We start from the raw sequence: 25,017 nt of genomic DNA on the forward strand, positions 1-25,017 counted from the left end.
GGGGGTGGATGCTGGCGTGGCCGGCTCGACGTGGCGTGCGGCGCGCCTCGGGACGGCCTCGGACCGGCCTCGAAGGTTCCTGGGAATCGGGGCGGGCGGGCCGGCCCGCCGGCTCAGCCAAGCGGTAGGACCACCCGGAACGTCGCGCCGGTGCCGGGGGACGGCACGCCGAGTTCGATGCGGCCGCCGTGGGCCTGGACCTGCGCCGCCGCGATGGAGAGACCGAGCCCGTTGCCGCCGCCACCGGTGCGGGCGGAGTCCGCGCGGTACAGCCGCTCGAAGACGTGCGGGGCGTGCTCCGGCGGCACCCCCGGGCCGGTGTCCGCGACCTCCACCACGGCCACCGGGCTTCGGGGCGCCGCCTCGGCTCCGACGCGGGCCAGCACCGGGCCACGCGCCGCGCACTCCCGTTCCGTCCCCAGCCGCACCGTGATCCCCGCACCCGACGGCGTGTGCCGCTCCGCGTTCGTGAGCAGGTTGCCGATCACCTGCCGCAGCCGCGCCGCGTCACCGGACACGATCACCGGCTCCAGCAGCCCGTCCGCCCCGTCCAGGGCGACGAGCCGCACGGTGCGGCCCGGGGCGCGGGCGTGCGCCTCGCGCACCATGTCGGCGCAGAGTTCCAGCAGGTCCACCGGAGCGCGTTCGACGTCGCGCGCCTCGTCGAGCCGTGCGAGCAGCAGCAGTTCGTCGACCAGGCCGCCCATCCGGCGCGCCTCGGCCTCGATGCGCCGCAGCGCGTCCGCGGGGTCACCACCGCGCCGGGACAGCTCGGCGAAGCCGCGGATCGAGGTCAGCGGGGTGCGCAGCTCGTGCGAGGCGTCCGCGAGGAAGCGGCGCAGTCGCTGCTCGGACGCGGTACGCGCGGTGATCTCCGACTCGACGCGGCCCAGCATCGCGTTCATCGCCCGTCCGACCCGCCCCGGCTCGGTGTGCCCGTCGGCGCCCGGCACCCGCCGGCTGAGGTCGCCCGCGGCGATGGCGTCCGCGGTGGCCTCCATCCTCGTCAGCGGGCGCAGCCCCACCCGGACGACCAGCGCGGCGGCCACCCCCAGCAGCACCAGCACGGCGGCCACCACGCCTGCGTCGATGAGCAGCAGCCGGTCGTACGTGTCCGTCACCTCCGTCAGGGAACTGGCGAGGATCACGACGGCGGAGTCCGCCGCGCCGGTGCCGGAGTCCTCGCCGGCGGATGCGGAACCGACGAGAACCGGGCGCACGTAGACGCGCCACTCGGCGCTCCCGTGCTCCCCCGGCACGGTGAACGGCTCCCCTCCCACCTGCCGGGCAAGGTCCGCGCCGTCCGGCAGGTCGGGGCCCGGCGAGTCGGGATCGACGGCCAGCAGCTCGGACGTGCCGTGCCGGTCGGCCAGGTAGATCCGGGTGTGCCCGTTGTAGCGCCTGGCGAGCAGGCTCTCGGCGGAGCGCGGGTTCGCCAGCGGGCCCCGCTTCAGCTGGCTGAGCCGCTTCCCGTCGAGCACCGGCGACGCCGCCCCCGCGGTCAGCTGCCCGTCGACCCGGTGCAGCAGGTACGACTTCAGCAGGACGAGCCCCGCTCCGTCCGACACCAGCACCGCGACCGCGGTCAGCCCCGCGGCGACGACCGCGAGCCGCGCCCGCAGCGTCCAGTGCCGCCAGCGGCGCACCCGGGGCGGGCGCGGCCACGGCCGGCGCGAGAACGGCCACGTCCGCCGCGGCCGGGAGGGCTGCCGTGGACCGGTGTCGCTCACCTGTCGCCGTCCCGCCCCCGCGGCAGCCGGAGCGTGTAGCCGACCCCGCGCACGGTGTGGATCAGCGGGACGCCGAGCGAGTCGACCTTCTTGCGCAGGTAGTAGATGTAGCTCTCGACGATCCGGCTGTCCCCGCCGAAGTCGTACGACCACACCCGGTCCAGGATCTGTGCCTTGCTGACCACCCGACCGGGGTTCTCCATCAGGAACCCCAGCAGCTTGAACTCGGTCGGCGACAGCGCCACCAGCCGTCCGCCCCGGCGCACCTCGTGCGCTTCCTCGTCCCACTCCAGGTCGGCCAGGTGCAGCAGCCCGCCGCGCACCGGCGGCTCGGGCGCCGGTGCAGGTGGCCGTGCCGACGTCCGGCGCAGGATGGCCCGGATCCGCAGCACCAGCTCCTCCAGGCTGAACGGCTTGCTGACGTAGTCGTCCCCGCCCGCCGTCAGCCCGGCGACCCGGTCGGCGACGGTGTCCTTGGCGGTGAGGAAGAGCACCGGCACGTCCCGTCCGCCGGCGCGCAGTCGCCGCGCGACCTCGTAGCCGTCCAGGTCGGGCAGCATCACGTCCAGCACCACGAGCGCGGGGTCGGCCCGGTCGGCGGCGGCCAGCGCCTCGTAGCCGCCGGCCGCGGCGACGGCGTGGAATCCGACGAGGCGCAGCGTCTGGGAGAGCAGGTCCCGGATGTTCTCCTCGTCGTCGACGACCAGGACGGTGCTGCGCTCGGCGCCCTCGTCGTGGCCACTGACGGTGTGATGGTCCCTCACGCCGTCTGTCTATCCGTCCAACCTCAAAGGTTCCTGAGAACCACCTCAAGAATCCGACAAGGGCTCCGGGCGGCCGACGTCAACGCGCGGAGGGCGCGCGGCGGCACGCCCTCCGCGCCGCCGCCAGGTCCGCACGGAGCCGATCCTCCGTCGCCGTCGACGGATCCGAGTACTGGCCCGTGAGGCAGACGGGGCCCGTGTACCCGAGCGTGGGCAGCGTGCCGAGCGCCGCCGACCAGTCGGCGAGCCCCTCGGTGCCGGCCACGAACCAGGTCCGCCAGCCCCCGCCGACCTGCGCGGGGTCGCCCGCGGTGCCGGAGGCCGAGCATCAGCGACTGGGCGGCCGCAGCCTGCCTCGCCGGCGTAATCACATTTCTGCGGCATTGCTTCACCACCGGAATTCACCGGGCCGTGCCGCCGACGGGTCGGGAGTGGCCTCCGGGTGTACATGCATATGGATTACGTACACCACACGCTTGGCCGGTGGCTTGTTTTCGATGGCTAATTCATGACGGCACCAGGTAAACGGAACCGAGGTTTCCTGTCCGCCTCAAGACATGCGGCCGTCGACGCCCGTGTGACGTCCCCCACCCTATGTATGTGATGTTGCGTCAGACGACGGCCGCCACTAGCGTGCCGAACGGCCGCGCTTTCCCCTTTGCACAAGGAACCCGTCTGTATGAAACCGCTGATCGGAATCACCTCACGATTCCGTACGGCCATGCAAAGCCACGCCCTTCACCGGGGTTATGTCGACCAGGTCGTTCGGGCCGGCGGAGTGCCGATCATCATTCCCTGCATCGACGAGAATCTCTGCGATCCCTTTCTGTCGCGCATCGACGGACTCCTCCTCACCGGCGGCGAGGACATGGACCCCGCCTATTGCACGGGGACCACACGGCAGGACGGATACCAATACCATCCCACCCGCGACGCATTCGAGCTTTCCCTCACCACGGCGGCCCTTGCAGCGGGGCTGCCCACGCTCGGCGTCTGCCGCGGCTGCCAGGTCCTGTACGCCGCCACCGGGAATCCGCTGATCTCCCACGTTCCGGATGTCAACGACGGCCTGGTTGACCACCGCAAGTCGCTCTCGGAACCGTCGCGGCACAGCGTCACCCTCACCGGGGGCAGCACGGTCGCGCGCGCCTACCGGCAGCGTTCCATCGACGTCACCTCGTACCACCACCAGGGACTCGGGGAGCCGGCAGCCGGCGACTACCGGTGGCGGGTGACGGCCCGTTCCGACGACTCGCTCGGCGAGGCGATCGAGCACGTGGGCGACGCGTGGGCGGTCGGCGTCCTGTGGCATCCCGAACTCCCCGTACCCGGCGACGACTTCCAGGACCCGCTGGTCGCCGCGTTCGTGGCGGCCGCGGGGGCGGGCTGATGTTCGACGTCCGGCGGCTCGGTCCGGGTGACCTCGGGCTGATCCTGGAACTCCAGGAACGCATCACGTCGTCCCTCGCTGACAAGGACGTCTTCCAGACCAGTACGCCCGAGTTCATCTCGTACTGCCTCGCCGGCGGCGGGCGCTGTTACGGCGTGGCGCACGGACCCGACACGGTGGCCTACCGCATGGTCTATTTTCCACGCGACCGCGCTTACAACCTGGCGAAGGACACCTCGCTCCCCGCCTCCGCATACGGCCAGGTCGGACACTGGGACACCATCGCCGTCATGCCCCGGTGGCGCGGTCACGGTCTCGCCCGGACCCTGAACGCCAGAGCCCTGGCCGATCTCGCCGGCACGGATATCCGGCATCTTTTCTCCACCAGTTCCCCGGAGAATCCGCATGGCGTCAGGACGCTGATCGAAACGGGTTTCCGTCCCGTCCGGCTCGTCCGGAAATTCGGCGGCAAGCTCCGGTTCCTCCTCTACCGGCCCCGGCCGGCCGGTTGGCCACCCCATCCGCCCGGCGACCGAACAGAGCGGATCGTCGCCCTCTCGGCCACCGGCGAACTCGACGACGCATTCCATGACGGCTGGACCGGCGTCGGCATCACCATCGACGGCCCCAGGTCGGCGTATCTCCGGATGGCACGCCAGCCGCCGCCCTTTCGGTAACGCGGCAGCTCCGAATCCCCCACGCCCCGCACCCCTGCACCCCCACACAGAAGACCCCTGCCATGAACATACTCATCGCCATGCCCGTTTCCCGGTTGGAGAGTTCTGACTTCCTGCGCTCCGGAAACGTCATATACGACCCCGCGCTGAACACCGCGCCGCCCGAAGCGGTGTCGGCCGCCCTGCTGCGGCACGGCGCGCAGGCCCTCATCACCCCGCGGCGACCGCATGACCTGCTGCTCAGGCGCTGGTCGGCGGACGTGCCCGGGACGAAGTTCCTCTCCTACGTGACCGGGCTTCCCGGCCCGCCCGGTCACCCGGACATCGAGGAGTTCCGCCAGAACGACACCGGTCTGGAGTCGACGGCGACGGCCCTGGGCAACTGCGAGCGGCAGTTCGCCCTGGCCCGGGCCGCTTCCGCCCGGCCGGCCGCGTCCCGATCGGGCGGGCGCGACGTCGTGCTGGTCGGAGCCGGCATCGTGAACCTGGTGACGGCGCTCCACCTCCACGAGGCCGGCTACCGCGTCACGGTCATGGACCGCTCCCCCGCCCCCGGCGGTGCCGACTGGCGCCGCTACGGCTGCACCCACGCCGGGGACGACGCGCGGATGTTCACGTTCACCGAGATGGACAGCTACAACAACCAGGACTTCCACGGCCGCGCACCGGACGTCTTCCGGCTCCCGGTCGAGAAGAAGGGGTGGCTGGCCACCGGCGACCGGCTGCTGTCCGGGGAGGAGCGGGTGTGGATCGAGGAGTACGAACGCGTACCGTCCTGGCTCGCCCGCGCCTACAACCAGGACATCTTCGCGTTCACCGCCGAGGCGTACGACGGGTGGACGCAGCTGAGGCACACCCACCCCGGACTCTTCGAGGACGTGGTCTTCACCGAGGGCATCCTGCGGGTCTACGGCGATCCCGACCACTACGCGGCCGCCCTGGCCCGGCACCGTGCCCTGGGTGCCGTGCTGCGCCAGCCGACCCCGCAGGAGCTGGCCGCGGAGTTCCCCGGCCTGGCCGGGCCGCTCGACGCGGGGACGCTGGCCGGCGGCTTCCTCGTGCCGGGCTTCACGGTGGGCGTCCACAGGTTCGCGCAGCGGATCATCTCCTTCCTCACGGCCCGGGGAGTCGAGTTCCACTGGGACGCCCCGGTGCTCGGCGTCCGGCGCGACCGCTCGGGCCTCGCCACCGGTTTCGACGCCGCCGCCCCGATTCCCGAGACAGCTCATGTCGTCGCCTCACCCGGCTGCCACGACCGTGCGCTGCTCGAAGGGTCGCCGTGCGCCGGGAAGATCCATGGTGTGCTCGGTGGCTGGATACGGATCGGCAACGACGTCACGGGCCTGACCCGATCGCTCAAGGTCGGCCGCAAGGGTCATGTGACGGAGGACGCCAACGTGACCGTCGCCCTCGACGCCGACGGCCGGTCGACGCTGATCGTCGGCTCCGGCTACGGCTACACCGGGGCCACCGCCGAACCCGACGAGGCACAGCTCGCCGCCATGAGGTCCGGCATCCTCGACACCGTCGAACGGCTCTTCCCCGGCCAGCGGGCCCTTCCCCCGTCGTCCGGGCCCGGCGACAACTACGGCTTCAAGTACTGCGTCCGGCCGTGGACCGCGACCTCGCTCGGCCTCCACCACGCGGAGGCGACCGCACACGAGCGCCTCTTCGTCGTCAACGGCGGCCACAACACCGGCGGCTTCGCCCAGTCACCCGCGATAGCCCGTGCCGTGCTCGCCTCCCTCGACGGACGACCGCACCCGATGCACGCGCTCTACCACCCCGAACGCTTCACCACTTTCATGGCGGACGCCCCACTCTCCCCGTGACCGCCGTCGACACGAGCTTGGAGGCCCACCATGGTGGACTCGCACACCGGAGCCGGTTCCCTCGATCCCGCGGACTGGGAGGAGTTCAGGACCCTGGGCAAGCGCATCATCGACGACATGGCCGACTATCTGTCCGGCATCCGTGACCGGCCGGTGTGGCAACCGGTCCCCGACTCCGTACGCGCCTCGCTCGGTACCGGTCTGCCGCTGACCGGCACCCCGCTGGAGGAGGTGTACGAGGAGTTCCGTGCGACGGTCCTGCCCTACCCACGGGGCAACATCCATCCGCGGTTCTGGGGTTGGGTGAACGGTTCGGGGGTACCCGCCGCTGCCTATGCCGACCTCCTCGCCTCCGTCATCAACTGCACCCTGGGCTCGGGTGGGAACGCGGCCATGATGGTCGAGCAGCAGGTGCTCGACTGGCTGAAGCAGGCCATGCGCTGGCCTGCCACCGGCTCGGGCCTGCTGACCAGCGGCGCGTCGATGGGACACATCGTCGCGCTCGCCACCGCACGCGAGGCCGGGAGCGCGACGGCGGACATCCGCGCCCGGGGCGCCCTCGGCGCCGGCCACCAGTACACCGTCTACGGCTCCAGCGAGACCCACCACTCGATGGAGAAGGCGGTCGAGCTGCTGGGCATCGGCAGCGACCACTTCCGGCAGATCCCCGTCGACGCGGACTTCAGGATCGACGTCGACGCGCTGCGGACCGCCGTCCGGCAGGACCGTGCCGCCGGCCTCAGGCCGTTGTGCCTGGTGGGGAACGCCGGCACCGTCAACACCGGTGCCGTCGATCCGCTGGAGGACCTGCTGGCCGTCGCACGCGAAGAAGACCTGTGGTTCCACGTCGACGGCGCGTTCGGTGCGTTCGCGCAGCTGCTGCCGGACGGCCGGACCCTGCTGGCCGGCATGGCCGAGGCCGACTCGCTCGTCTTCGACCTGCACAAGTGGCTGTACATGCCGTTCGACGCCAGCTGCCTGCTGGTGCGGGCGCCCGGCGCGCTGGAGAACGCCTTCAGTTCCAGCGCCGACTACATCAGCAGCACGGCGCAGGGCCCCGCCTCGTACCCGGTCGCCTTCTCCGACCGCGGTATCGAGCAGTCCCGGCCGTTCCGCGCGCTCAAGGTGTGGTTCGCCCTCAAGGCCCACGGCATCGACACGTTCGCAGAGACCATCGCCGGGAACATCGACCAGATCGGCTATCTGACGAAGCTGGCCGACGGTTCCGACCGGCTCGAGGTCGTCTCCCGCAGCGCCCTCAACATCGTGTGCTTCCGCTACGTCTGGCCGGACGCCACACCGGACGCTCTCAACCGGGTGAACCAGGCCATCCTGTCACGGCTGCAAGTGACGGGCCTGGCCATGCCGTCCCATACGGTGATCGACGGCAGGTTCGTCCTGCGCGTCGCCAACAACAACCACAGGTCGACCAGGGCCGACTTCGACTTCCTGGTCGAGCAGGTGCACGCGATCGGGGACGAACTGCTCGCGTCGTCGACGTGACGCCCCGCGCACCAGGAGAGGCAGACCGAGGACTGGGGGAGCACATGGAGCAGCCGGGCCGGCAGACCGCCACGGATCCCACCACCCGTCCGGACGCCCCGGCGGCTCCGGCGGACAGACTGCGACGCGCCACTCCGGCCCTGGTGGGGGTGGCGGCGGCGCTGGTGGCGACGTCCCTGTGGGGCTTCACGTTCCTGGGCCCGGTCGCCGTCGCCCCCGTGAACATCTACTACCTGGTCCTGGGCAGGTACACGGTCTTCGGGCTGATGTCAGCGGCCGTACTCGCCGGCCGCCCGGACCGGCTGCGCGCGCTCGGCGCCCGCAACGTCGCCAAGGCGCTGCACCTGGGCGTGGTCGGCTACGTCGGCTTCTACCTGCTGCTGTCGATGTCCGCGTCCGTCGGCGGCGGGGTCCTGGCGTCGACCATGACCGGGCTCATCCCCGTCATGGTCGCGCTCGCGTCCAACGCCATCGAGAAGGTGTTCCGGTGGCGCCTCTGCCTGATCCCCATCGTCGTGATCTCGGTCGGCCTCTTCCTGGTCAACGGCGGCGGCCACGCCTTCGGGTCGGACACCAGCGGACGCACCCGCCTCACCGGTGCGGCGCTCGGGTTCGCCGCATGTCTCGCGTGGTCCTACTTCGTCATCGCCAACCGGATCACCATGAAGCAGGTGGGCTCCGCCCTCCACAACAGCACCTGGACCGCGTGCATCGGGCTCGGGGCCTTCGGCAGCTCGCTGGTGCTGCTGCCGCTGGCGCAGTCCGCGGGCGGCAGGTCACCGTTCGCCTCCGGCCATGCCCTGTGGCCGTTCGTGGCCTGGTGCGTGGCGCTGGCGCTGCTCGGGTCGTGGTGCGCCACCTGGTTCTGGAACATCGCGTCCGGACGCCTGCCGTCGACGGTGATGGCACCGATCATCGGGATGGAAGCGGTGTTCGGGGCGTTCTTCAACCTGCTGTGGCTCCGGCGCATGCCCACGGCGGCGGAGTTCTGGGGCGGCGTCCTGGTCATCGGCGGCGTCTTCCTCAGCGTCCACATCTTCGACCGCGCACGGCTGCCGGAAGCGTCCGGAAGCTGACGCGCCGGCACGGGTCATGGACGCCTGCCGTGGCGGGAGACGTCCCCCGCGGCGACGCGCCCCGTCGGGCGCCGGCCAGCCCCTCCGTCGCCCCGGATCGCATGCGGTGCAGGGGCTATGGCATAGACGCCGAGATTCCGCTTAACTGGTTTGTGTGACAGCAGTTGTGATCTGAAGTCAGCACTTTCCACCCCACTGACGAGCAGCCGCCCGCCGCAGCGGAGACGGCTATCAGCGCGACGAACATCCGTCACCTCCCGTTCCGTGAACGTTCAAGCAGGCGTCCCTGCCTGCGCTGTCATGCGTCCCTAAAGTCCTTGAAGGTTGCGAGAGAAGGGGCCCATGAACACAGTCCTCGCCATCCGGGCGCGCGGGATCACCAAGTGTTTCGGCGACGTCGTGGCGCTCGACGGCATCGACCTGGAGGTGCCGCAGGGGCAGGTCCACGGCCTCGTCGGGCCGAACGGCGCCGGTAAGACGACCCTGCTCGGACTCCTGCTGGGCCTGGCGGTCGCCGACGGCGGCAGCCTGGAGATCCTGGGTTCGCCGGTGGGGCGGGCGCTCGCCGCTCCCGACGGGGTCGCGGGCTTCGTGGACGGGCCCGGCCTCTACCCCTCGCTCACCGCCCGCCAGAACCTGGCCGCACTCACCGCCCTGTACGGCCGCGACGCACGGATGGCCGGGGTCGACGAGGTGCTCGACGAGGTCGGGCTCACCGATGTCGCCGACGACCGGGCCCGTGGCTTCTCGCTCGGCATGCGTCAGCGGCTCGGGCTTGCCGCCGCCCTGCTCACCAGGCCGAGGCTGCTGGTGCTCGACGAACCCTCCAACGGTCTCGACCCGGCCGGCAAGAAACACGTCCACGGTGTCCTCGCCCGGCTCGCTGCGCAGGGCACCAGCGTGGTGCTCTCCAGCCACCGCATGGACGACGTCGAGGCGCTGTGCTCGGAGGTCACCATCATCGCCGCCGGCCGGGCGGTGTTCTCGGGACCGCTGGACGAGCTGGCCGCCGAGAACCGTGCACTGGACTACCGGCTGCGCACCTCCGACCCGGAGGCCGCCCGCAAGGTGGCCGCGGACGTCCCCGGGATCCGGCTCGTCGAGGACGCCGTGGCACGGCAGGGAGCCGAGGCGCTGGTGGTGCGGGCGCAGGTGCCCGCGCTCGACGCCCTGGTGGCGGGGCTGGTGCACGCGGACATCGCGGTGCGCGAGTTCGCGCCCGTGGTGTCGCCGCTCGAGGCCGCGTTCCTCACCCTCACCGAACCCCAGGAGGCCGGCCGATGACCACGACCCTCGCCGACGACCGCCCAACCGACGACCGCCCGGCCGTCGCCGACGGCGGCAGCGACGGCGGCAGCGGGGCCGGCGCCCGTCGTGTCCCGGTGTCACGGGGCTACCGCTTCGAGCTGGTCAAGCTGGTCTCGCAGTGGCGCATCCGGCTGGTGACGCTCGCCTGCTGGATCGTTCCTGCACTCTTTGTCGCCGGCGTCGGCCAGCAGGCGACGCTCCCCGTCGACACCCTCTTCGGCCGCTGGATGCACGCCACGGCGTGGGCCGGCCCGCTGGTGATGCTGGGGTTCGCCGGCACCTGGGCGCTACCGCTGCTGACCTCGCTGGTCGCCGGTGACGTGTTCGCCTCCGAGGACCGGCTCGGCACCTGGCGCCATCTGCTCGTGGCGGTCCGCTCGCCCGGCCGGATCTTCGTGGCGAAGACCCTGGCCAGCCTCACGGTCATCCTGCTGCTGGTGGCCGGGCTCGCCTGTTCCAGCGCGGTCGGCGGGCTCCTGGCGGTCGGCAACCGGCCGCTCGTCGGGCTCGACGGCCATCTGCTCTCGCCCGGGGACGCGGGCGTGAAGGTCCTGCTCGCCTGGCTCTGCGCGCTCGCCCCGACCCTGGCACTCGCCGGCATCGGACTGCTCGGCTCCGTCACGCTGGGGCGCTCCCCGATGGGGCTGCTGCTGCCCGCGCTGGTCGCGCTCGCGATGCAGCTCGCCCAGCTGATGCCGCTGCCCGTCGCCGTGCGCCTCGCCCTGCCCGGCTACGCCTTCATCTCCTGGAACGGCCTGTTCACCGGGCCTGCCCAGCTCGGCCCGCTGCTGATCGGCATCGTGGTCAGCCTGGTGTGGGCGACGGTCACGACCGCCCTGGCGTATCTGCTGTTCCTGCGGCGTGACTTCACCAACCTGAACGACGACGGCTCAGCGCGCCGCGCGGTCACCGCCGGTCTCCTGCCGCTCGGCGCCCTGATCGCCCTGACGGCCGGGATCGTCGGCCCGGCGACCGGTGCCGCGTCGTCGACGGGGTCCGGGATCGAACAGCACAAGGTCGAACGCTCCGTCGCCACGGCGTTCGCCCACCTGTACCGGATCCAGACCGACCAGCTCAACCGGCCTGCCGTGACCGAGGCGCAGCTGAAGGCGACGGCGGCGTGCACCAAGGGCAGCGTGCGGGTCGCTGCCGAGGGTCCGGGCAATGACTGGCGGTGTGTCGTGACCTGGCACCTGCCTGGCGTCGAGGCCGCGGGGACGGCCATCTACCAGCTCGACGTCACCCCTGACGGGCGTTACACGGCCGACGGCGACGGACCGAAGGAAGTGAACGGCTACTTCCTGGTGCGGACCCCGGACGGTGACGCTCCGAACCCCCTGTGGCAGTTCGACGGCAATGTCGCGCTGCTCCCTACCCCGAAGGGATAGTCCATGCAGGTAGTGCGTCGACGCAGGCGTGTCGAGAGAGGCCTCTTCGGCTTTCTCACCAGACCCACCCGTCGCCGGGTCCCCCTGGTGACAGCAGGCATCACGGCCGGTGCCGTGATAGCCGCCGGCACCGCCTTCGCGCAGACCGACCAGTTCCGCCACGACCAGGTCGGCCAGGTCACCAGGGACGGCCAGGTCATCTCCAGTGACCAGTACATCGATCCGTACGGTGACCGGCTCGTCGTCGACAACGGCAAGATCATGTCGTCCGCGGTCAGCCCGGACGGCACCCACCTCGCGGCCTCCGTCACCGACGGCGGCGCCGCCCTGGCCATCGTCGACCTGAAGAACTGGTCGGTGCAGCAGCTGGTCGGCAACGCGGCGACGTCGGTTCCGAAGCTCGCCGGCAACGACGTGGGCCAGGAAGGCCCCGCCTACTCCCCCGACGGCTCCCAGCTGTGGCTGGGCCAGACCGACGGCTACACCAGGCTCACCGTCAACGCGGACGGCAGCGTGAGCAACCCGGTGGCCGTCAAGATCCCCGCGGACGGCGCCAAGCACGCGCTGGTGGCCGGGGCGGTGTTCTCGCCCGACGGCTCGACCGTGTACTCCGCGGTCAACGGCCAGAACCGGGTGGTCGCCATCGACGCGGCGACCGGGACCGTCCAGCGGAGCTGGACCGTCGGCAACGCGCCGCGTGGCATCACGAAGGTCGGCGACAAGCTCTACGTCAGCAACGAGGGCGGGCGCCCGGCGAAGCCCGGCGAGACCACCATCAACTCGTACAACACCCAGGTCCCGGCCAACCCGAAGACCGGGGCCACCACCACCGGCACGGTCAGCGTCATCGACCTGGCGCACCCGGACGCGGCCGTCGGCAGCATCGACGTCGGACTGCACCCGACCGCCCTGTACGCGCACCGGGGCACGCTGTTCGTCACCAACACCGCCACCAACGACGTGTCGGTGATCGACACGGCCAAGGACAAGGTCGTCCAGACCATCGCCACCCAGCCGTGGCCCGAGGCCTCGGTCGGCTACGAGCCCGACGCGGTGACGCTCACCGACGACGGCCATCTGCTGGTGACGCTGGGCCGCGCCAACGCGGTCGCCGTCTACCGGTACAGGAGCGCGCTGGAGCCGGTCTCCTACGTCGGCCTGCTCCCGACGGACTACTTCCCCTCCGAGATCTCAGCCGTGGGCGACCAGATCGTGGTCTCCAACACCCGTGGCATCGACGCCCGCCGTCCCACCACCAAGGCCGGGCACGGCACGCACGACACGACGTCGAGCGTGGAGCGGTTCACGCTGCCGGACGACAGCGTGATCAGGAAGCAGACGTCCAAGGTCTTCCGGCAGAACGGCTGGTCCGGCTCCGTCGAGGTGGCCGAGGGCAGCAAGGCCAGGGCGGTTCCGGTCCCGAAGCGGCTCGGCGAGCCCTCGACGATCAAGCACGTCTTCCTGCTCGTCAAGGAGAACCGGACCTACGACCAGCTCTACGGTGACATCCCGCAGGGCAACGGCGACCCGGCGCTCGCGGAGTTCGGCGAGAACGTCACGCCGAACCAGCACGCCCTGACCCGGCAGTTCGGGCTGTACGACAACACCTACGACATCGGCACCAACTCCGCCGAGGGCCACAACTGGCTGATGCAGGCGGACGACCCGGAGTACACCGAGTCCTCGGCCGGCGAGTACAAGCGCAGCTACGACACCGAGGACGACGCGCTCGGCCACCAGCGGACCGGCTTCATCTGGTCCGGTGCGCAGGCGGCCGGCAGGTCCGTACGGGACTTCGGCGAGTTCCAGCAGTTCCTGACCAAGCCGTCGGACGCCAGCTGGCAGAACCTGTACTGCGACACCAGGACCATGCAGTCGACGGGCCAGGGCACCGCCTACCCGCTGAACTCGTCGTCGCCGATCCCGTCGCTGAACGACGTCTCGGTGCACGGCTACCCGAAGTTCGACACCAGCGTCCCGGACATCTACCGGGAGGAGCTCTGGAAGCAGGACTTCGAGAAGAACGGTCCGGCGAACCTGAACATGTTCTGGCTCTCCAGCGACCACACCGGCGGTCCGGCGACCGCGCCCGCCCAGGTCGCGGACAACGACCTGGCGGTCGGCAGGATCGTCGACACGATCTCGCACAGCAGGTACTGGAAGGACTCCGCGATCTTCGTCGTGGAGGACGACTCCCAGGCCGGTCTCGACCACGTCGACGGCCACCGTGCCCCGATCCAGATCATCAGCCCCTGGGCGCAGCACGGCACCGTCGACAGCCGCTACTACTCCCAGATCACGGTGATCCGCACCATCGAGCAGATCCTCGGGATCCACCCGATGAACCAGAAGGACAGTGCGGCCACCCCGATGAGCGGGGCGTTCACCCACAAGCCGAACTTCGCCCCGTTCACGGCGCTGCCCAACCGGACCGCGCTGACCGACGGCCTGGCGACCCCGCCGTCCTGCGGCCTGGACACCCCGGCGGCGCAGGACCCCACCGCGGCACCCGTGCCGTCCGCCAAGGTGCCCGCCGACAAGCGGGCGCTCGCGGCGCAGTGGGACAAGTGGAAGTCGAAGCAGCGGCTGACCGGGCCCAACGCCGTGCCCGACTACGCGCCGCCCGCGCAGATGAACCACTTCACGTGGTACCAGACGCACGAGTGGAAGAAGCCGTACCCGGGCGAGGACAAGATCTACGCACCGCAGGACGTGCCCGGCGCCTACATCCCGTCGTCGGAGAACGACGGCTGACGTTGGCTGACCTGGACTGACCAGCACACACGGGCCCCTGGCCGGCGACGCCGCCGGCCAGGGGCCCCGCGTCATCACAGCCGGGATGAATCCCCCGCTCCCGTACGGGTACCGGGTGGGGAGTCCCGCGAGGAGGCGCCCTCATGACGCGGTCGACGGGCCACCGGACCGGCCCCGCAACCATCGACAACCGCACGAGCCTGCCGGAGCAGCGGTCGGCGGCTCGCTCGACGCCGCAGCCGTCGCACCACCCGGCCTGGGGAGTGGCGGCCGGCGCCCTGTGCGTGTCGGCCTCCGCGGTACTGCTGGGGCTGTCCGGTGCCGACCCCGGAACGGCCTCGTTCTACCGCTGCCTTCTGGCCCTGCCGCCCCTCGCGCTGCTGGCGGTGCCGGAGCAGCGCCGCGAGGGCCTGCCGCCGCGCCGGCAGTACGGGCTCGCGGTGCTGGCCGGCGCCATGTTCGCCGGGGACATGCTGCTGTGGACGCAGGCGATCCCGGAGGTCGGCGCCGGGCTCTCCACCGTGCTCGTGAACGTGCAGGTGGTGCTGGTGCCCCTGCTGGCCTGGACGATCGACCGCGAGCCGCTGCCGCGTGCCTTCCTGCTCTGGGTGCCGGTGATCCTCGTCGGCGTCGTGCTCACGGGCGGGGTCGTCGAGGGCGGCGCCTTCGGCGGCGATCCGCTGTGGGGCACGGTGCACGCGGTGCTGGCGGCCGTGTGCTACTCGGTGTTCCTGTTCCTGCTGCGGCGCGGCGGTCACGGGGGGCACGTGCGCCAGTCGTACGTCCTGGTGATCGCGTCCGCCGCCGTGGTGTCGCTGCTCGCGGGCCTGCTCGGCTACGGGATGGACTTCACCCCGGGTTGGCGGATCCTCGGATGGCTGCTGGTGGTGGCGGTGACCAGCCAGGTGGTGGGGTGGCTGCTCGTCGCGTCCTTCTCACCCCGGCTGGCCAGCCACGTCGGCGCCGTCCTGCTGCTGCTCACACCGGTGGGCGCGGTGGCGCTGGGCGCCGTCGTGCTCGGCGAACGGCCCACCGGGCTGCAACTGGCCGGCTGCCTGCTGATCCTGCTCAGCGCCTACTTCGCCGCCACCCGCAAGCCCCGGACACGGCGGCGCACCGGCTGACGGGGCCGGCGCGGGCCGCCCCCGTCTCCCGTCCTGGTCCAAGTGCGCTAGCCGGGTGCCGTCGTGGTGGCCTGGGCGAGCAGCCCGTCGACGAAGGCCTCGAGCGCACGGGGATACGTGTCCCGCAGGGCCAGCGCGGGCCATTGGTCGCCGATGGCGGCGAGGCGTGGCATCCGGGCCCCGTCGAGGTTGCCGAACATCGCCTCGGTCCCGGCGGGTTGCCGGTCCTCGGCGCGGCGGCGGGCGGAGTGCGCCCGCACGAGGATCTCGCCGGCCGTGTAGTACCAGAGGCTGCGGAAGACGTCGACGGCCTGCACGAGCGTGCATCCGTGGTCGATGGCCGCGGCGACGATGGCTTCCACCATCCCCAGGGCCGAGGTGCCGAGCCGGCCGAGGAAACCGTCGGCCGTGAGGATCTCGGCGGCCCACGGCCAGGCGGCCAGGGAGTCGTGGATCGCGAGGGTCGCCGCGACGATGCGGTCACGCGGTGACCCGGGCAGGTCGGGTCGCAGGGTCTGATCGGCGTGCTCGTTGAGCAGTTGGATCAGCAGGTCCTCCTTGTCCCGCACATGGTGGTACAGCGTCGTCGCCCCGATGCCCAGCTCGGCGGCGAGTCGACGGACGGTCAGCTTCTCCCAGCCGTCTCGCTCGATGATCCGGCGGGCGCCCGCCAGGATCTCGGCGCGGGAGGTCAGGGGTGGTCGGCCGGTGCGGCCGTGCGGTGACTTGGGTCGGGGCACCGCTCCATCATGCGGCCTCGCCACCCGTCGCCAGGACGTCGGTGCGGGCGCGACCTCAGCCGCTCGACACCCGGATGCTCCGGTGCTACTTTCGGAACATGTTCCAAAACTTAATTCGACCACTCGACGCCTTCGAAACCCTGGTCCAGCTCCGGGTCAACGGCAGCGCGACCGTGAGCGCGCGCCCCGCCACCGTCGAAGTCGGCCTGTGGACCGTGGCCATGCACCGTGCCGACAGCGACGCAGCGCTGCACTCCGACGTCTGGGAGCGCCATCCCACCGGGGACGAGGTGCTCTGCGCGCTGTCCGGCGCGTTCACGGTGCACCTGCGCGACCACGGCGCACCTCCCGTCACCCTGACCGCCGGCCGGACCTGCGTCGTCCCCGCCGGGCACTGGCACCGGCTGGCGGTCGTCGAGCCCGGCGACCTGCTGTCCATCACCCCCCGCACCGGCACCCGCCACGAGCGGGTCGCACCGGACGTGCACACCGTCGAGGGCCGAACCGTGGTGGAGACCGGGCAATGGTGAGAACCGGGGACTCAGCGGCTGCCGCATCGGCCGCCGATCCGTCCGCACGACAACGCCCCGGGCTCACCCTCGCCGCGGTGGCCGTGGTGCAGTTCATGGTGTCGCTCGACCTCTCCGTGGTGAACGTCGGCCTCCCCCAGATCGCCGCCGGCCTCGGCTTCAGCGCGGCCGGCCTGACCTGGGTGATCCATGCCTACGCCCTCGCTTTCGGCGGGCTGCTCCTGCTGGGCGGCAAGGCGGCCGACCGGTACGGGCGCAAGCGGGTCCTGCTGCTCGGGCTCGGCCTGTTCGGCCTCGCCTCGCTCCTCGGCGGCCTCGCCCGGGAACCCGGTCACCTCGTGGCCGCCCGCGCCGCACAGGGCATCGGTGCCGCCACGCTGGCGCCGGCCGCGCTGGCGCTGCTCACCGCGACGTTCCCGACGGGCCGCGCCCGCATCCGGGCCTTCGGGGTGTGGAGCGCGGCGAACGCCGCGGGGGGCGCCTTCGGTGTCCTGACAGGCGGCGTCCTCACGGAGTACGCCGGCTGGCGCTGGGTGATGTTCGTGAACGTGCCGATGGCCGCGTGCGCGCTGGCCCTGGTCTGGCGCGGCGTCACCGCCGCACCGCCCCCGGTGCGCACCGGCCGTCCGGACGTGCTCGGTGCCGTGCTGGCCACGGCGGGCATGACCCTGCTGGTGTTCGGCGTCGTGCGCACCGACCGGTACGCGTGGGCCTCGCCGGTCACGCTGACGACCCTGGCGGTCGCCGCGGCGCTGCTGGTCGCGTTCGTGCACGTGGAGCGGACCACCGCACGGGAGCCGTTGGTCCGACTCGGCCTGTTCGCCAACCGCTCGGTCGCCGGCGCCAACGCCTTCAACCTCCTGGTCGGCGCCGCCATGGCCGCGGCCTTCTACTTCATGTCGCTCTACTTGCAACGGGTGCTCGGCATCGGTCCGGCCCTGACCGGCCTGGAGTTCCTGCCGTTCGCCCTCGGGGTGATCGCAGGGTCCGTGCTCGCCGTCCGGCTCGGCTACCGCCTCGCGCCGCGCACCCTCCTGGTCGCGGGTGGCCTCCTGACCGCGACCGGGTTCGCCTGGTTCGGCCTGATCAGCCCGGACGGCACGTTCGCCGCCGACGTCCTGGGGCCCTCGATCGTCGCCAGCGTCGGCTTCGGGCTCTGCCTCGGACCGGTCGTCTCCACCGCCACCGTCGGCGTCGCGGCGCAGGAGACCGGCACCGCGTCGGGCCTGCTCAACAGCGCACGCCAGATCGGCGCCTCGCTGGGCCTCGCCGCCCTGGGCACCGCCGCCCAGCACCGCACCGGCAGCTCCGTCACGCCCCAGGCCCTCAACGACGGATACGCACTCGGCCTGGCCCTCAGCGCGGCGCTCCTCGTCACCGCAGCCCTGCTCGCCCTCGCCGTCCTGCGGACCGGCCCGCCCGCACCGGTCCGGCGGGCCACCACCGACGATCTGCTCCCGGCCCGGGAGTGACGACCGCGACGGGCCGCGTCATCGACCCAGCGGGTGGGTGTACGGCAGTTGCTCGGCCACGGCGGTGGCGGACGGGGCGCATTCCGGGTGGCCGTAGCCGCTCGCGCTGACTCCGTTGTGGATGTCGAAGATGATGTTGTCCCCGTCGGGCCGTGGCCGCACCCCCGTGGGCACGTTGTCCAGCCCGAGGGCGTCCCGCATCTTCCAGGCCACGACGTGGTCCGTGCAGGAGGTGTCGCCGCTGACGCCGATCCCGCCGACGAGCCGGTTGCGGGTGTAGAGCGCCAGGCCGCCGCCGAAGACGTTGACGCCACCGAGCTTCCTGCCGACCATCGGGTCGTCGCCCTGGCCGTACCGTGCCGGGTCGCCCGCGTAACCGACCGCCGGATCGACGGGGTTGCTGGTCTGCAACCCGAACAGGCTGCCCCCGGGCTGGACCGGGCTGTAGAGGTTCGCGGTGGACAGCGCCAGGCCGGGGAGGACTCCGCGTGATCCCGGCGGAAGGCTGAAGGCGTTCGCCGTGTACGCCTTCTGCGCCGCGATCAACCGGCTGCCCGGCCACTGCGCACCCCGGTCGGGCCCGGAGAACGCCACCGCGCACACGATGCCGTCCCGGTTGACCGAGACCGCCCACATGTCGTTGCCGAGCCCGCCGTTCCCGCCCTCCCTGACGACCTTGGCGACGACGCGGCGCAGTTGTGCGTGATCGGGGACGTCCGCGCAGTCCGCCGGCGCGGTGACCGCATTCGCGCTGCCCGAATCCGTGCTGGGCGCCGAGCCGTGGGCGACGGACGAACCCATGAAAACGGTCAGGGGCAGGGACGAGAAGAGGGCCACGGCCACCGAGATCCGGATTCTCGCTTTCACTGCATGACTCCTCTGTACGTGATCGAATCCCCCGCGCCCCGGCGCGCACGGCCGTCCGCCTGTGACCGTTGTGACCGCCCACCTGCGACCGTCCGCGTGACCGTCCACGAGAACAGGCACACCGTAGGTCTCGAGGCTCGCAATCCCGCGCATATACCCGCGCATCCGGCCAGGCACCGGAAGGAGTGCACTCCAACGCCGTAACGGCAGGCCCACCACCTGGGGCGAAACGTTTTACAGCCGGCGCGCTAGACTGCGTCCGCACGTGCACACCGCGCCCACGCCCCGCCGTGCGGGCGCCGCACTTCGAGGGGGATGGAGCGTCATCGCACATCGTCCCGCCCGGATCCAGGACGTCGCGGCAGCCGCCGGTGTTTCGGTGTCCACGGTGTCCAACGTGCTGAACCGGCCCGAACGCGTCAGCGCCGACACCGCGGACCGCGTGCGCCGTGCGGTCGCCAGGCTCGACTACGTCCCGCACCCCGGGGCGGCGGGGCTGCGCAAGGGGCGGACATCGGCGATCGGCCTGGTCCTCCCCGACGTGGCGAACAGCTTCTACTCACGCATCGCGCGCGGCGCCGCCGACGCCGCCTACGAGCACGGCTACTCGTTGGTGCTGTGCCACAGCGGCGACGATCCCGCACGGGAGCAGGGCTACCTGACGATGCTCGTGGAGCAGCGCGCCGTGGGCGTGGTGGTGGTGCCGCTGAGCGCCGAACCGCAGCGGCTCGCCCGGCTGCGCGAGCGCGGCATCCCCCTGGTGCTCGCCGACCGGGCGATGCCGATGCAGGAGGGGTGCTCCATCTCGGTCGACGACGTCGCCGGCGGGCGCCTTGCCGTGCAGCACCTGCTGGACTGCGGCGCGCGCCGCATCCTCGTGGTCAACGGGGCGCCGGCGATACGGCAGTGCGCCGACCGGTACCAGGGGGCGCGGCAGGCGGGGCGCGGACGGCGCGAGGTCGACCTGGCGCAGGTGGTGGCCCCGGACATGACGGTGGCACGCGGGCGGGAGATCGCCCGGGGCCTGACCGAGCTGCCCGACGGGGTGTTCTGCACCAACGACTTCCTTGCGGCCGGCCTGTGCCGCGGGCTTTCCGAACGCGACCCGGGGCTGCGGGTGCCCGACGACGTACAGGTGGTCGGGTACGGGGACCTGGACGTGGCGAGCTTCGCCGGGACCCCGCTGACGACGGTCCGCCAACCGGTCGAGGAGCTGGGCCGGGCCGCCGTCGAGGTGCTGCTCGACGAGATCGAGGCGCAGGCGGAACACGCGCACGAGACCCGGGTGTTCGCGCCGCGGCTGGTGGTGCGGGAGTCCTCGCGCGGGCCCTCCCCTGACCCTGCACGAACGGTCGGGTAGTCACGCCGCAGGACCCGGCGCCGTCTCCAGGGTGACCGGCCCCGTCAGCCCGGACGAGAGCTGCGAGGGGAAGGTCCAGGCGGTCGGCGTGGTCTCGTGCAGGAACGGGGCCAGGGTGCCGTGCACGGTGACCTCCAGGTGCACGGTGCGGCCCGCGGCGCCGTGCAGGGCGAAGCGGTACGGCGCGCAGAACGCCTCGCCCACCGGCCGGCCGTCGACGCTCACTTCGACGCTGCCGCGTACCCGCCCCAGGTCGAGCACGGGGTCCGGGCCCTCCGGGACGGTCAGGGCGCGGGAGTAGACCACGGCGCCGCTCCAGCCGGCCAGCCCGAGGCCACGCCAGTCGCCCAGCGGCATCGGCGCCCGGCGGGTGCGCACCCGCACCGGTCCCGCCCAGGCCGAGCCACCGCGCAGCACGGCGGTGGGCGCGGTGGTGACCAGCACCTCGGTGGGCTCCTGCAACGGCTCGGCCAGGTCGAGCACATGGCCATCGGACACGTCGGGCACGTCACCCTCGGCAAGGTCGCCCCCGGAGCCCCCGGAGCCCCCGGCGACGTCGCGCAGCCCGCCGACGGGCTCCGGCGCCGCCCCGCCAACGCGTACCGTGCCGCCCCGTTCCAGGGGGAGCGTGAGCGAGACGGTGCCGGCCGGGACGGTGAAGCGGAAGTGCTGGGTGCGGGCGGCCACCCGGTCGGTGGTGCGCAGCGGGAGGGCCGGGGCGCCCAGGTCCGGCGCGCCGTTCAGCCAGGCGGTGTCCGGCAGCGGGTGCGGGCGTACGGCCGCATGGCAGTGGTGCAGCTCGCTCCAGCGTCCGTCGTGCTCGACGGTGTGCCCGCGCCAGTCGCCGCTGTGCACCTCCCAACCGGCCCCGCTGACCAGCGCCGTGGCCCCGGCGGGGGTGCGTGCCACCAGGTCGGCGAAGACGGCGTCACGCGGGTGCGTGCTGTCCGCGGTCAGCTCCACCGTGTGCTCGCCCGGGGCGAGTTCCAGCCGGTGGCGGAAGTACATCGGGACGGCGCCCCAGTCCGCCTCGTAGTACTGCACCTTCTCCTGCCGGGCAACGACCGCGTCGTCGACGCGCACGGTGACACCGGTCGCCGCGCCCACGACGAGCACCGCCTGCGCCGTGTCGTCGACGGCGATCCGGGCCCGGTAGGTCACCTGGCCCTGCGGGACGATGCCGTCGGGCAACCGCATGAACTCCGGCCGGTCCGGCCATCCGCCGGGTGCCGTCAGGCAGAAGGAGCTGCCCAGGAGCGCCTCGGCGTCGACCGCGGCGATGCCCCGCACCATCCGGGAGTCCGCCAGCTCGTACTCCAGGACGTTGCGGGCCTGATCCACCCGCACGCGGGCGCGGGCCAGGTAGCCGTACGGCCGTGCCGGCGCAGGCGGTGCCCCTGGCGTGGCGTGGTCTCGCGCGCGGGGCGCGCTCGTTTGCGCAGTTCCCCGCGCCCCTGTCTGCGCAGTTCCCCGCGCCCCTGTCTGGGGGCTGCTCCCGGGGCGGACTTCGCACCCGTTCCACCACACGCGTTTGGTGGCTGCTGCCCCCACCACGAGGTCGGCGGCGCCGCGGTGGTCGGTGTCGACGATGGTCCGGACCCGGGCGACGCTGCCCTCGGGCGGTACGGGCACGCGCACGAACTCCTCGGCGACGAGCCCCTTGTTGCCCAGCGCCCCGTGGCCGGGGTCGAGGACGCCGCGGCTGGCGGAGTGGGCGGATCCGGTCCAGCCCTCGTCCCGGGGCACCAACGGACGCGCGCCCGCGAGGACCTCGGCGACGGCCGCGGGGTCGAGCGGCTCGGGGGCCCGGTCGGCCGGGGCCGGCGACAAAACGCGCACGAGGTTGCCGTACGTCACCTTCGCCCGTTCCCAGTCCGCCTCGTGCTCAGGGCCGTCGGTCCCGCTCCCGCTCTCGGTCTCCGTCCCCGTCTCCGTCCACTCCATGTGCCAGATCTGGAGGTCGTCGACGGGCGCCGCCGCGGGCAGCGCGAGATCGCCCCACGTGTTGTCCAGGGTGGGCGCCAGGCGTCCGTGCCAGCCGTCGGAGAGATCGACCACGACGCCCGCGGCGCCGGCGGCGTCCGTGGTCGCCGTGACGTCCGTGGCCACCGTGGCGTCCCTGGTCGCCGTGGCGTCCGCGGCGCCTTCCCGCCACACGACGAGGGCGGCGGGCGCACCGCCCAGCGGCACCGTGAGGGTCGACGCACCCCCGGCGAAGGCGACGGGCACGGGACGCCGCTCACCCGTGGCCGGGTTCCAGACCTCGGCCTCGGCGACCTCCGCCCGTACCGTCACCTCGGTGGTGCGGGCGTAGCGTGCAGGGTCGAAGTCGTAGTCGTCCCACAGCCAGTTCGCCTCCTTGCGCAACGGATGGCCGCTCGCGTTAGGGAAGGCACCCGTGACCAGGGCGACCGCGTGCACCCCCGTGCGGCGCACGAGCAGCGGCACGTCCGCGGTGGCGTGGCCCACGGCGTCGGCGAGGGCTGCGGCGGCGGCCCCGGGGTCCGCGGCGCGTTCGAGACGCGGGTGGGCGAGGAGCCGGGCGACCGCCTCGTCGTCCCCGGCGACCCCCGCAGCCGCGGCAGGGTGCCGCCCCACGACCACGACCCGGCCGCCCGCGTCGAGCAGCTGCGCCAGACGTCGCGCCGTGCCCTCCTCCAGCACCCGCGCGGACGGCAGCAGCACGACGCGGTAGGCGAGGTCCCGGTCCCCGAGCCGCAGGGCGCCGTCACGCGGCTCGGCGCGCTGCACGGAGTCGTCGTCGATGACGTCGAAGGCGACGCACGCCCGGTCCAGGGCCCCGAGCCGGGTGTGGAACCAGTTGTTCGTGCCGCACAGGTCGAGGTAGTCACGCTGGGTCCGGTCGACCTCCTCGTACCCCGCGCCCAACGTGCCGTCGCCGAAGTGCCGCACGGGCACGTCCAGGGGGATGGCGGACTGCATGGTGGCGGTCGGGTGCAGCACGGCGACGTCGGCGCTGTAACCGCCCCAGGTCATGAGGGAGCCGATCCGGGCGACGGCACGCGCGAAGGCCGGGTACTGCCGCCAGTACGGCTGGCGCCAGTCGGTGGACGGCGGCGCCCACTCGAACCAGCCGCCCGCGGTGCCGAAGTAGCTCGCGTGCGGGTTGTACAGGTTGGCGCCGCTGCGCAGGAAGGGCAGCAGCCAGTCGTAGGTGTCCTCCAGGGTGCCGCCCCAGCCCGAGGAGTGGAACGCCTCGATCCACACCCGGTCGTGGCCGTAGAGGTGCGCCATCGAGGAGTGCACCTTGGCGTCGCCCTCGTGGTCGCTGCCGGCCGCGCTGTACCACCGGTGGGTGCGGAAGTAGTCCGTGTAGATCTGGGTGGACTGCGCGGGGTAGCCGGCGCGGGCCGGATTGCTCTGGTCGGCGCCGAGCAGCATCCCCCGCTCGTCGTGCCAGGCGGCGAGCGGCCTGAACAGGGCCTCCTCGGTGAGCGCGGCACGCACCGCGTAGTAGTCGGCGCGCACCCCGGCGGCATGCGCGGCGTCCGCCACCAGGTCCTGCCCGGCGGCGAACAGGGCGGGCAGGTGGTCGAGGAGGTCGTAGCCGCGGCGCCGGAGGAACTCCTGCGGGAAGGCGCCGGTCCAGGAGTTGGTGCCGGGCAGCTCGTCCTGGAAGCTGCCCGCGATGACGTTCCCGAGGTACTGCGGCACCCGGCGGTCGTACTCGCGGTGGATCCGGTCCAGGAGCAGGTCGACGGCGCGCGCTTCGAGGTAGTCGAAGGCCGTCGGCACCGCGGTGACCAGGAGGATCTCGGTGCCGTCCGGGGCGGTGACGGCGCCCTTCCCGGTGCTCGGCAGCCGGGAGCCGTCCACGGCGTAGGCGCCCACCAGGTCCTCGGTGTCGTTCAGCGCGACGGTGCCGTCGGACACGACCGTGCGGCGCGCCCGCAGGGACCTGCCCATGGCTTCGGGGTGGCGGTGGGTGACGGCGCCTTGGACGTTGGCGCCGGAGAAGCCGATCTGGTCGTAGCACCACAGGCGCATGCCGAGGTCGGCGGCGATCTCGCAGGCGTCGGTGAAACGCGCCCACCACTCCTCGCTGAACCAGGCCGGATCGTCGGCCGGCGCGCCGAAACTCGGACCCGCCGGGGCCAGGTTGATCACCACGAGGTTGTGCACCCCGCCCTCCTGGAACCTGCGCATCTGCCACTCCAGGCGGTCACGGGTGACCTTCGCCCCCGACCACCACCACAGCGGGGTGGGGCTGAAGTCGCGGGGCGGCTGATCGAAGAGATGCTGGAGTTCCGGTGAGAGCACGTGCGACCCCCTCTGGACCGTAAAACGTTTTTTAGACGGGCTCACCGTAGGCCATCTGCGGATTCCCCTCCAGCCCCGGAACGGATCCGGCACGCACCTCCTGCTCCCCGCCGGTCAACACCCCGCATCTCCCACAAACTCACGCCAGAGGGCTTGTTGAAACGTTTTTCATTCCCTACAGTCACTGCGATCGGCGGCGGCTCCTGTGCCTCGAGCGGCAT

Annotated in this window: 18 protein-coding genes; 12 read left to right on the top strand and 6 right to left on the bottom strand. The window is 72.3% G+C overall.

Annotated features, from left to right (window positions below; translation table 11 throughout):
* Window positions 1-113: 113 nt before the first annotated feature.
* The 3 genes from NQO67_RS12755 to NQO67_RS12765 form a co-directional block, all read right to left on the bottom strand.
* A complete protein-coding gene (locus tag NQO67_RS12755; RefSeq protein ID WP_255949983.1) occupies window positions 114-1,730 on the bottom strand; it encodes a sensor histidine kinase in 1,617 nt (538 codons plus the stop codon).
* Window positions 1,727-2,494: a response regulator transcription factor gene (locus tag NQO67_RS12760; protein ID WP_255949984.1), complete on the bottom strand. Its 768-nt coding sequence runs from the start codon at window positions 2,492-2,494 to the stop codon at window positions 1,727-1,729. Before NQO67_RS12760 ends, NQO67_RS12755 begins: the two co-directional genes overlap by 4 nt.
* 79 nt (window positions 2,495-2,573) lie before the next feature.
* Window positions 2,574-2,759, bottom strand: a complete 186-nt coding sequence (locus NQO67_RS12765; protein ID WP_255949985.1) for a hypothetical protein — start codon at window positions 2,757-2,759, stop codon at window positions 2,574-2,576.
* A 414-nt stretch (window positions 2,760-3,173) separates the two neighbouring features.
* Here NQO67_RS12765 and NQO67_RS12770 point away from each other — a divergent pair, with 414 nt between their 5' ends.
* The 9 genes from NQO67_RS12770 (at window position 3,174) to NQO67_RS12810 (ending at window position 15,546) form a co-directional block, all read left to right on the top strand.
* Window positions 3,174-3,884 carry a gamma-glutamyl-gamma-aminobutyrate hydrolase family protein gene (locus NQO67_RS12770; RefSeq protein ID WP_305125706.1) on the top strand — a complete coding sequence of 237 codons (711 nt, stop codon included), beginning with the start codon at window positions 3,174-3,176 and terminating at the stop codon, window positions 3,882-3,884.
* Window positions 3,884-4,561 (top strand): GNAT family N-acetyltransferase, encoded by a 678-nt coding sequence (locus NQO67_RS12775; protein WP_255949988.1) that lies wholly within the window; start codon window positions 3,884-3,886, stop codon window positions 4,559-4,561. The genes NQO67_RS12770 and NQO67_RS12775 overlap by 1 nt, the downstream gene beginning before the upstream one ends.
* A gap of 62 nt (window positions 4,562-4,623) precedes the next feature.
* Window positions 4,624-6,393 (top strand): NAD(P)/FAD-dependent oxidoreductase, encoded by a 1,770-nt coding sequence (locus tag NQO67_RS12780; RefSeq protein ID WP_255949989.1) that lies wholly within the window; start codon window positions 4,624-4,626, stop codon window positions 6,391-6,393.
* 30 nt (window positions 6,394-6,423) lie between these two features.
* Window positions 6,424-7,896 carry a pyridoxal phosphate-dependent decarboxylase family protein gene (locus NQO67_RS12785; RefSeq protein WP_255949990.1) on the top strand — a complete coding sequence of 491 codons (1,473 nt, stop codon included), beginning with the start codon at window positions 6,424-6,426 and terminating at the stop codon, window positions 7,894-7,896.
* Window positions 7,897-7,940: 44 nt separating this feature from the next.
* Complete coding sequence (locus NQO67_RS12790) at window positions 7,941-8,972, top strand: DMT family transporter (protein ID WP_255949991.1); 1,032 nt, start codon at window positions 7,941-7,943, stop codon at window positions 8,970-8,972.
* A gap of 342 nt (window positions 8,973-9,314) precedes the next feature.
* The gene (locus NQO67_RS12795) at window positions 9,315-10,256 is read left to right on the top strand and encodes an ABC transporter ATP-binding protein (protein WP_255949992.1); all 942 of its coding nucleotides are present in this window, start codon (window positions 9,315-9,317) and stop codon (window positions 10,254-10,256) included.
* Window positions 10,253-11,668, top strand: coding sequence for an ABC transporter permease (locus tag NQO67_RS12800; protein WP_255949993.1), 1,416 nt, complete (start codon window positions 10,253-10,255; stop codon window positions 11,666-11,668). Before NQO67_RS12795 ends, NQO67_RS12800 begins: the two co-directional genes overlap by 4 nt.
* A gap of 3 nt (window positions 11,669-11,671) precedes the next feature.
* Complete coding sequence (locus NQO67_RS12805; protein ID WP_255949994.1) at window positions 11,672-14,422, top strand: bifunctional YncE family protein/alkaline phosphatase family protein; 2,751 nt, start codon at window positions 11,672-11,674, stop codon at window positions 14,420-14,422.
* A 143-nt stretch (window positions 14,423-14,565) separates the two neighbouring features.
* The gene (locus NQO67_RS12810; protein ID WP_255949995.1) at window positions 14,566-15,546 is read left to right on the top strand and encodes a DMT family transporter; all 981 of its coding nucleotides are present in this window, start codon (window positions 14,566-14,568) and stop codon (window positions 15,544-15,546) included.
* A 47-nt stretch (window positions 15,547-15,593) separates the two neighbouring features.
* Here the strand turns inward: NQO67_RS12810 and NQO67_RS12815 are convergent, their stop codons facing one another.
* Window positions 15,594-16,286, bottom strand: a complete 693-nt coding sequence (locus NQO67_RS12815) for a TetR/AcrR family transcriptional regulator (RefSeq protein ID WP_255949996.1) — start codon at window positions 16,284-16,286, stop codon at window positions 15,594-15,596.
* Window positions 16,287-16,384: 98 nt separating this feature from the next.
* Here NQO67_RS12815 and NQO67_RS12820 point away from each other — a divergent pair, with 98 nt between their 5' ends.
* Together NQO67_RS12820 and NQO67_RS12825 are read left to right on the top strand one after the other, a co-directional pair.
* A complete protein-coding gene (locus NQO67_RS12820) occupies window positions 16,385-16,816 on the top strand; it encodes a cupin domain-containing protein (protein ID WP_255949997.1) in 432 nt (143 codons plus the stop codon).
* Complete coding sequence (locus NQO67_RS12825) at window positions 16,810-18,288, top strand: MFS transporter (RefSeq protein ID WP_255949998.1); 1,479 nt, start codon at window positions 16,810-16,812, stop codon at window positions 18,286-18,288. The genes NQO67_RS12820 and NQO67_RS12825 overlap by 7 nt, the downstream gene beginning before the upstream one ends.
* An 18-nt stretch (window positions 18,289-18,306) precedes the next feature.
* Here the strand turns inward: NQO67_RS12825 and NQO67_RS12830 are convergent, their stop codons facing one another.
* Window positions 18,307-19,155, bottom strand: a complete 849-nt coding sequence (locus tag NQO67_RS12830) for a GlcG/HbpS family heme-binding protein (protein WP_255949999.1) — start codon at window positions 19,153-19,155, stop codon at window positions 18,307-18,309.
* 325 nt (window positions 19,156-19,480) lie between these two features.
* Between NQO67_RS12830 and NQO67_RS12835 the strand changes: the two genes are divergently transcribed.
* Window positions 19,481-20,515: a LacI family DNA-binding transcriptional regulator gene (locus NQO67_RS12835; protein ID WP_255950042.1), complete on the top strand. Its 1,035-nt coding sequence runs from the start codon at window positions 19,481-19,483 to the stop codon at window positions 20,513-20,515.
* On the opposite strand, the gene NQO67_RS12840 is transcribed toward NQO67_RS12835, so the two are convergent.
* A complete protein-coding gene (locus NQO67_RS12840; RefSeq protein ID WP_255950000.1) occupies window positions 20,516-24,796 on the bottom strand; it encodes a glycosyl hydrolase in 4,281 nt (1,426 codons plus the stop codon).
* Window positions 24,797-25,017 lie beyond the last annotated feature (221 nt).

Origin of the sequence: Streptomyces odontomachi (genome assembly GCF_024435355.1) — a bacterium.
Classification (GTDB): domain Bacteria; phylum Actinomycetota; class Actinomycetes; order Streptomycetales; family Streptomycetaceae; genus Streptomyces; species Streptomyces odontomachi.

Excerpts from the sequence above, each read along its gene's own strand:
- NQO67_RS12810 (WP_255949995.1), top strand. The coding sequence starts at position 14,566 with ATGACGCGGTCGACGGGCCACCGGACCGGCCCCGCAACCATCGACAAC.
- NQO67_RS12785 (WP_255949990.1), top strand. The coding sequence starts at position 6,424 with ATGGTGGACTCGCACACCGGAGCCGGTTCCCTCGATCCCGCGGACTGG.
- NQO67_RS12795 (WP_255949992.1), top strand. The coding sequence starts at position 9,315 with ATGAACACAGTCCTCGCCATCCGGGCGCGCGGGATCACCAAGTGTTTC.
- NQO67_RS12825 (WP_255949998.1), top strand. The coding sequence starts at position 16,810 with ATGGTGAGAACCGGGGACTCAGCGGCTGCCGCATCGGCCGCCGATCCG.
- NQO67_RS12780 (WP_255949989.1), top strand. The coding sequence starts at position 4,624 with ATGAACATACTCATCGCCATGCCCGTTTCCCGGTTGGAGAGTTCTGAC.
- NQO67_RS12800 (WP_255949993.1), top strand. The coding sequence starts at position 10,253 with ATGACCACGACCCTCGCCGACGACCGCCCAACCGACGACCGCCCGGCC.
- NQO67_RS12775 (WP_255949988.1), top strand. The coding sequence starts at position 3,884 with ATGTTCGACGTCCGGCGGCTCGGTCCGGGTGACCTCGGGCTGATCCTG.
- NQO67_RS12805 (WP_255949994.1), top strand. The coding sequence starts at position 11,672 with ATGCAGGTAGTGCGTCGACGCAGGCGTGTCGAGAGAGGCCTCTTCGGC.
- NQO67_RS12820 (WP_255949997.1), top strand. The coding sequence starts at position 16,385 with ATGTTCCAAAACTTAATTCGACCACTCGACGCCTTCGAAACCCTGGTC.
- NQO67_RS12790 (WP_255949991.1), top strand. The coding sequence starts at position 7,941 with ATGGAGCAGCCGGGCCGGCAGACCGCCACGGATCCCACCACCCGTCCG.
- NQO67_RS12770 (WP_305125706.1), top strand. The coding sequence starts at position 3,174 with ATGAAACCGCTGATCGGAATCACCTCACGATTCCGTACGGCCATGCAA.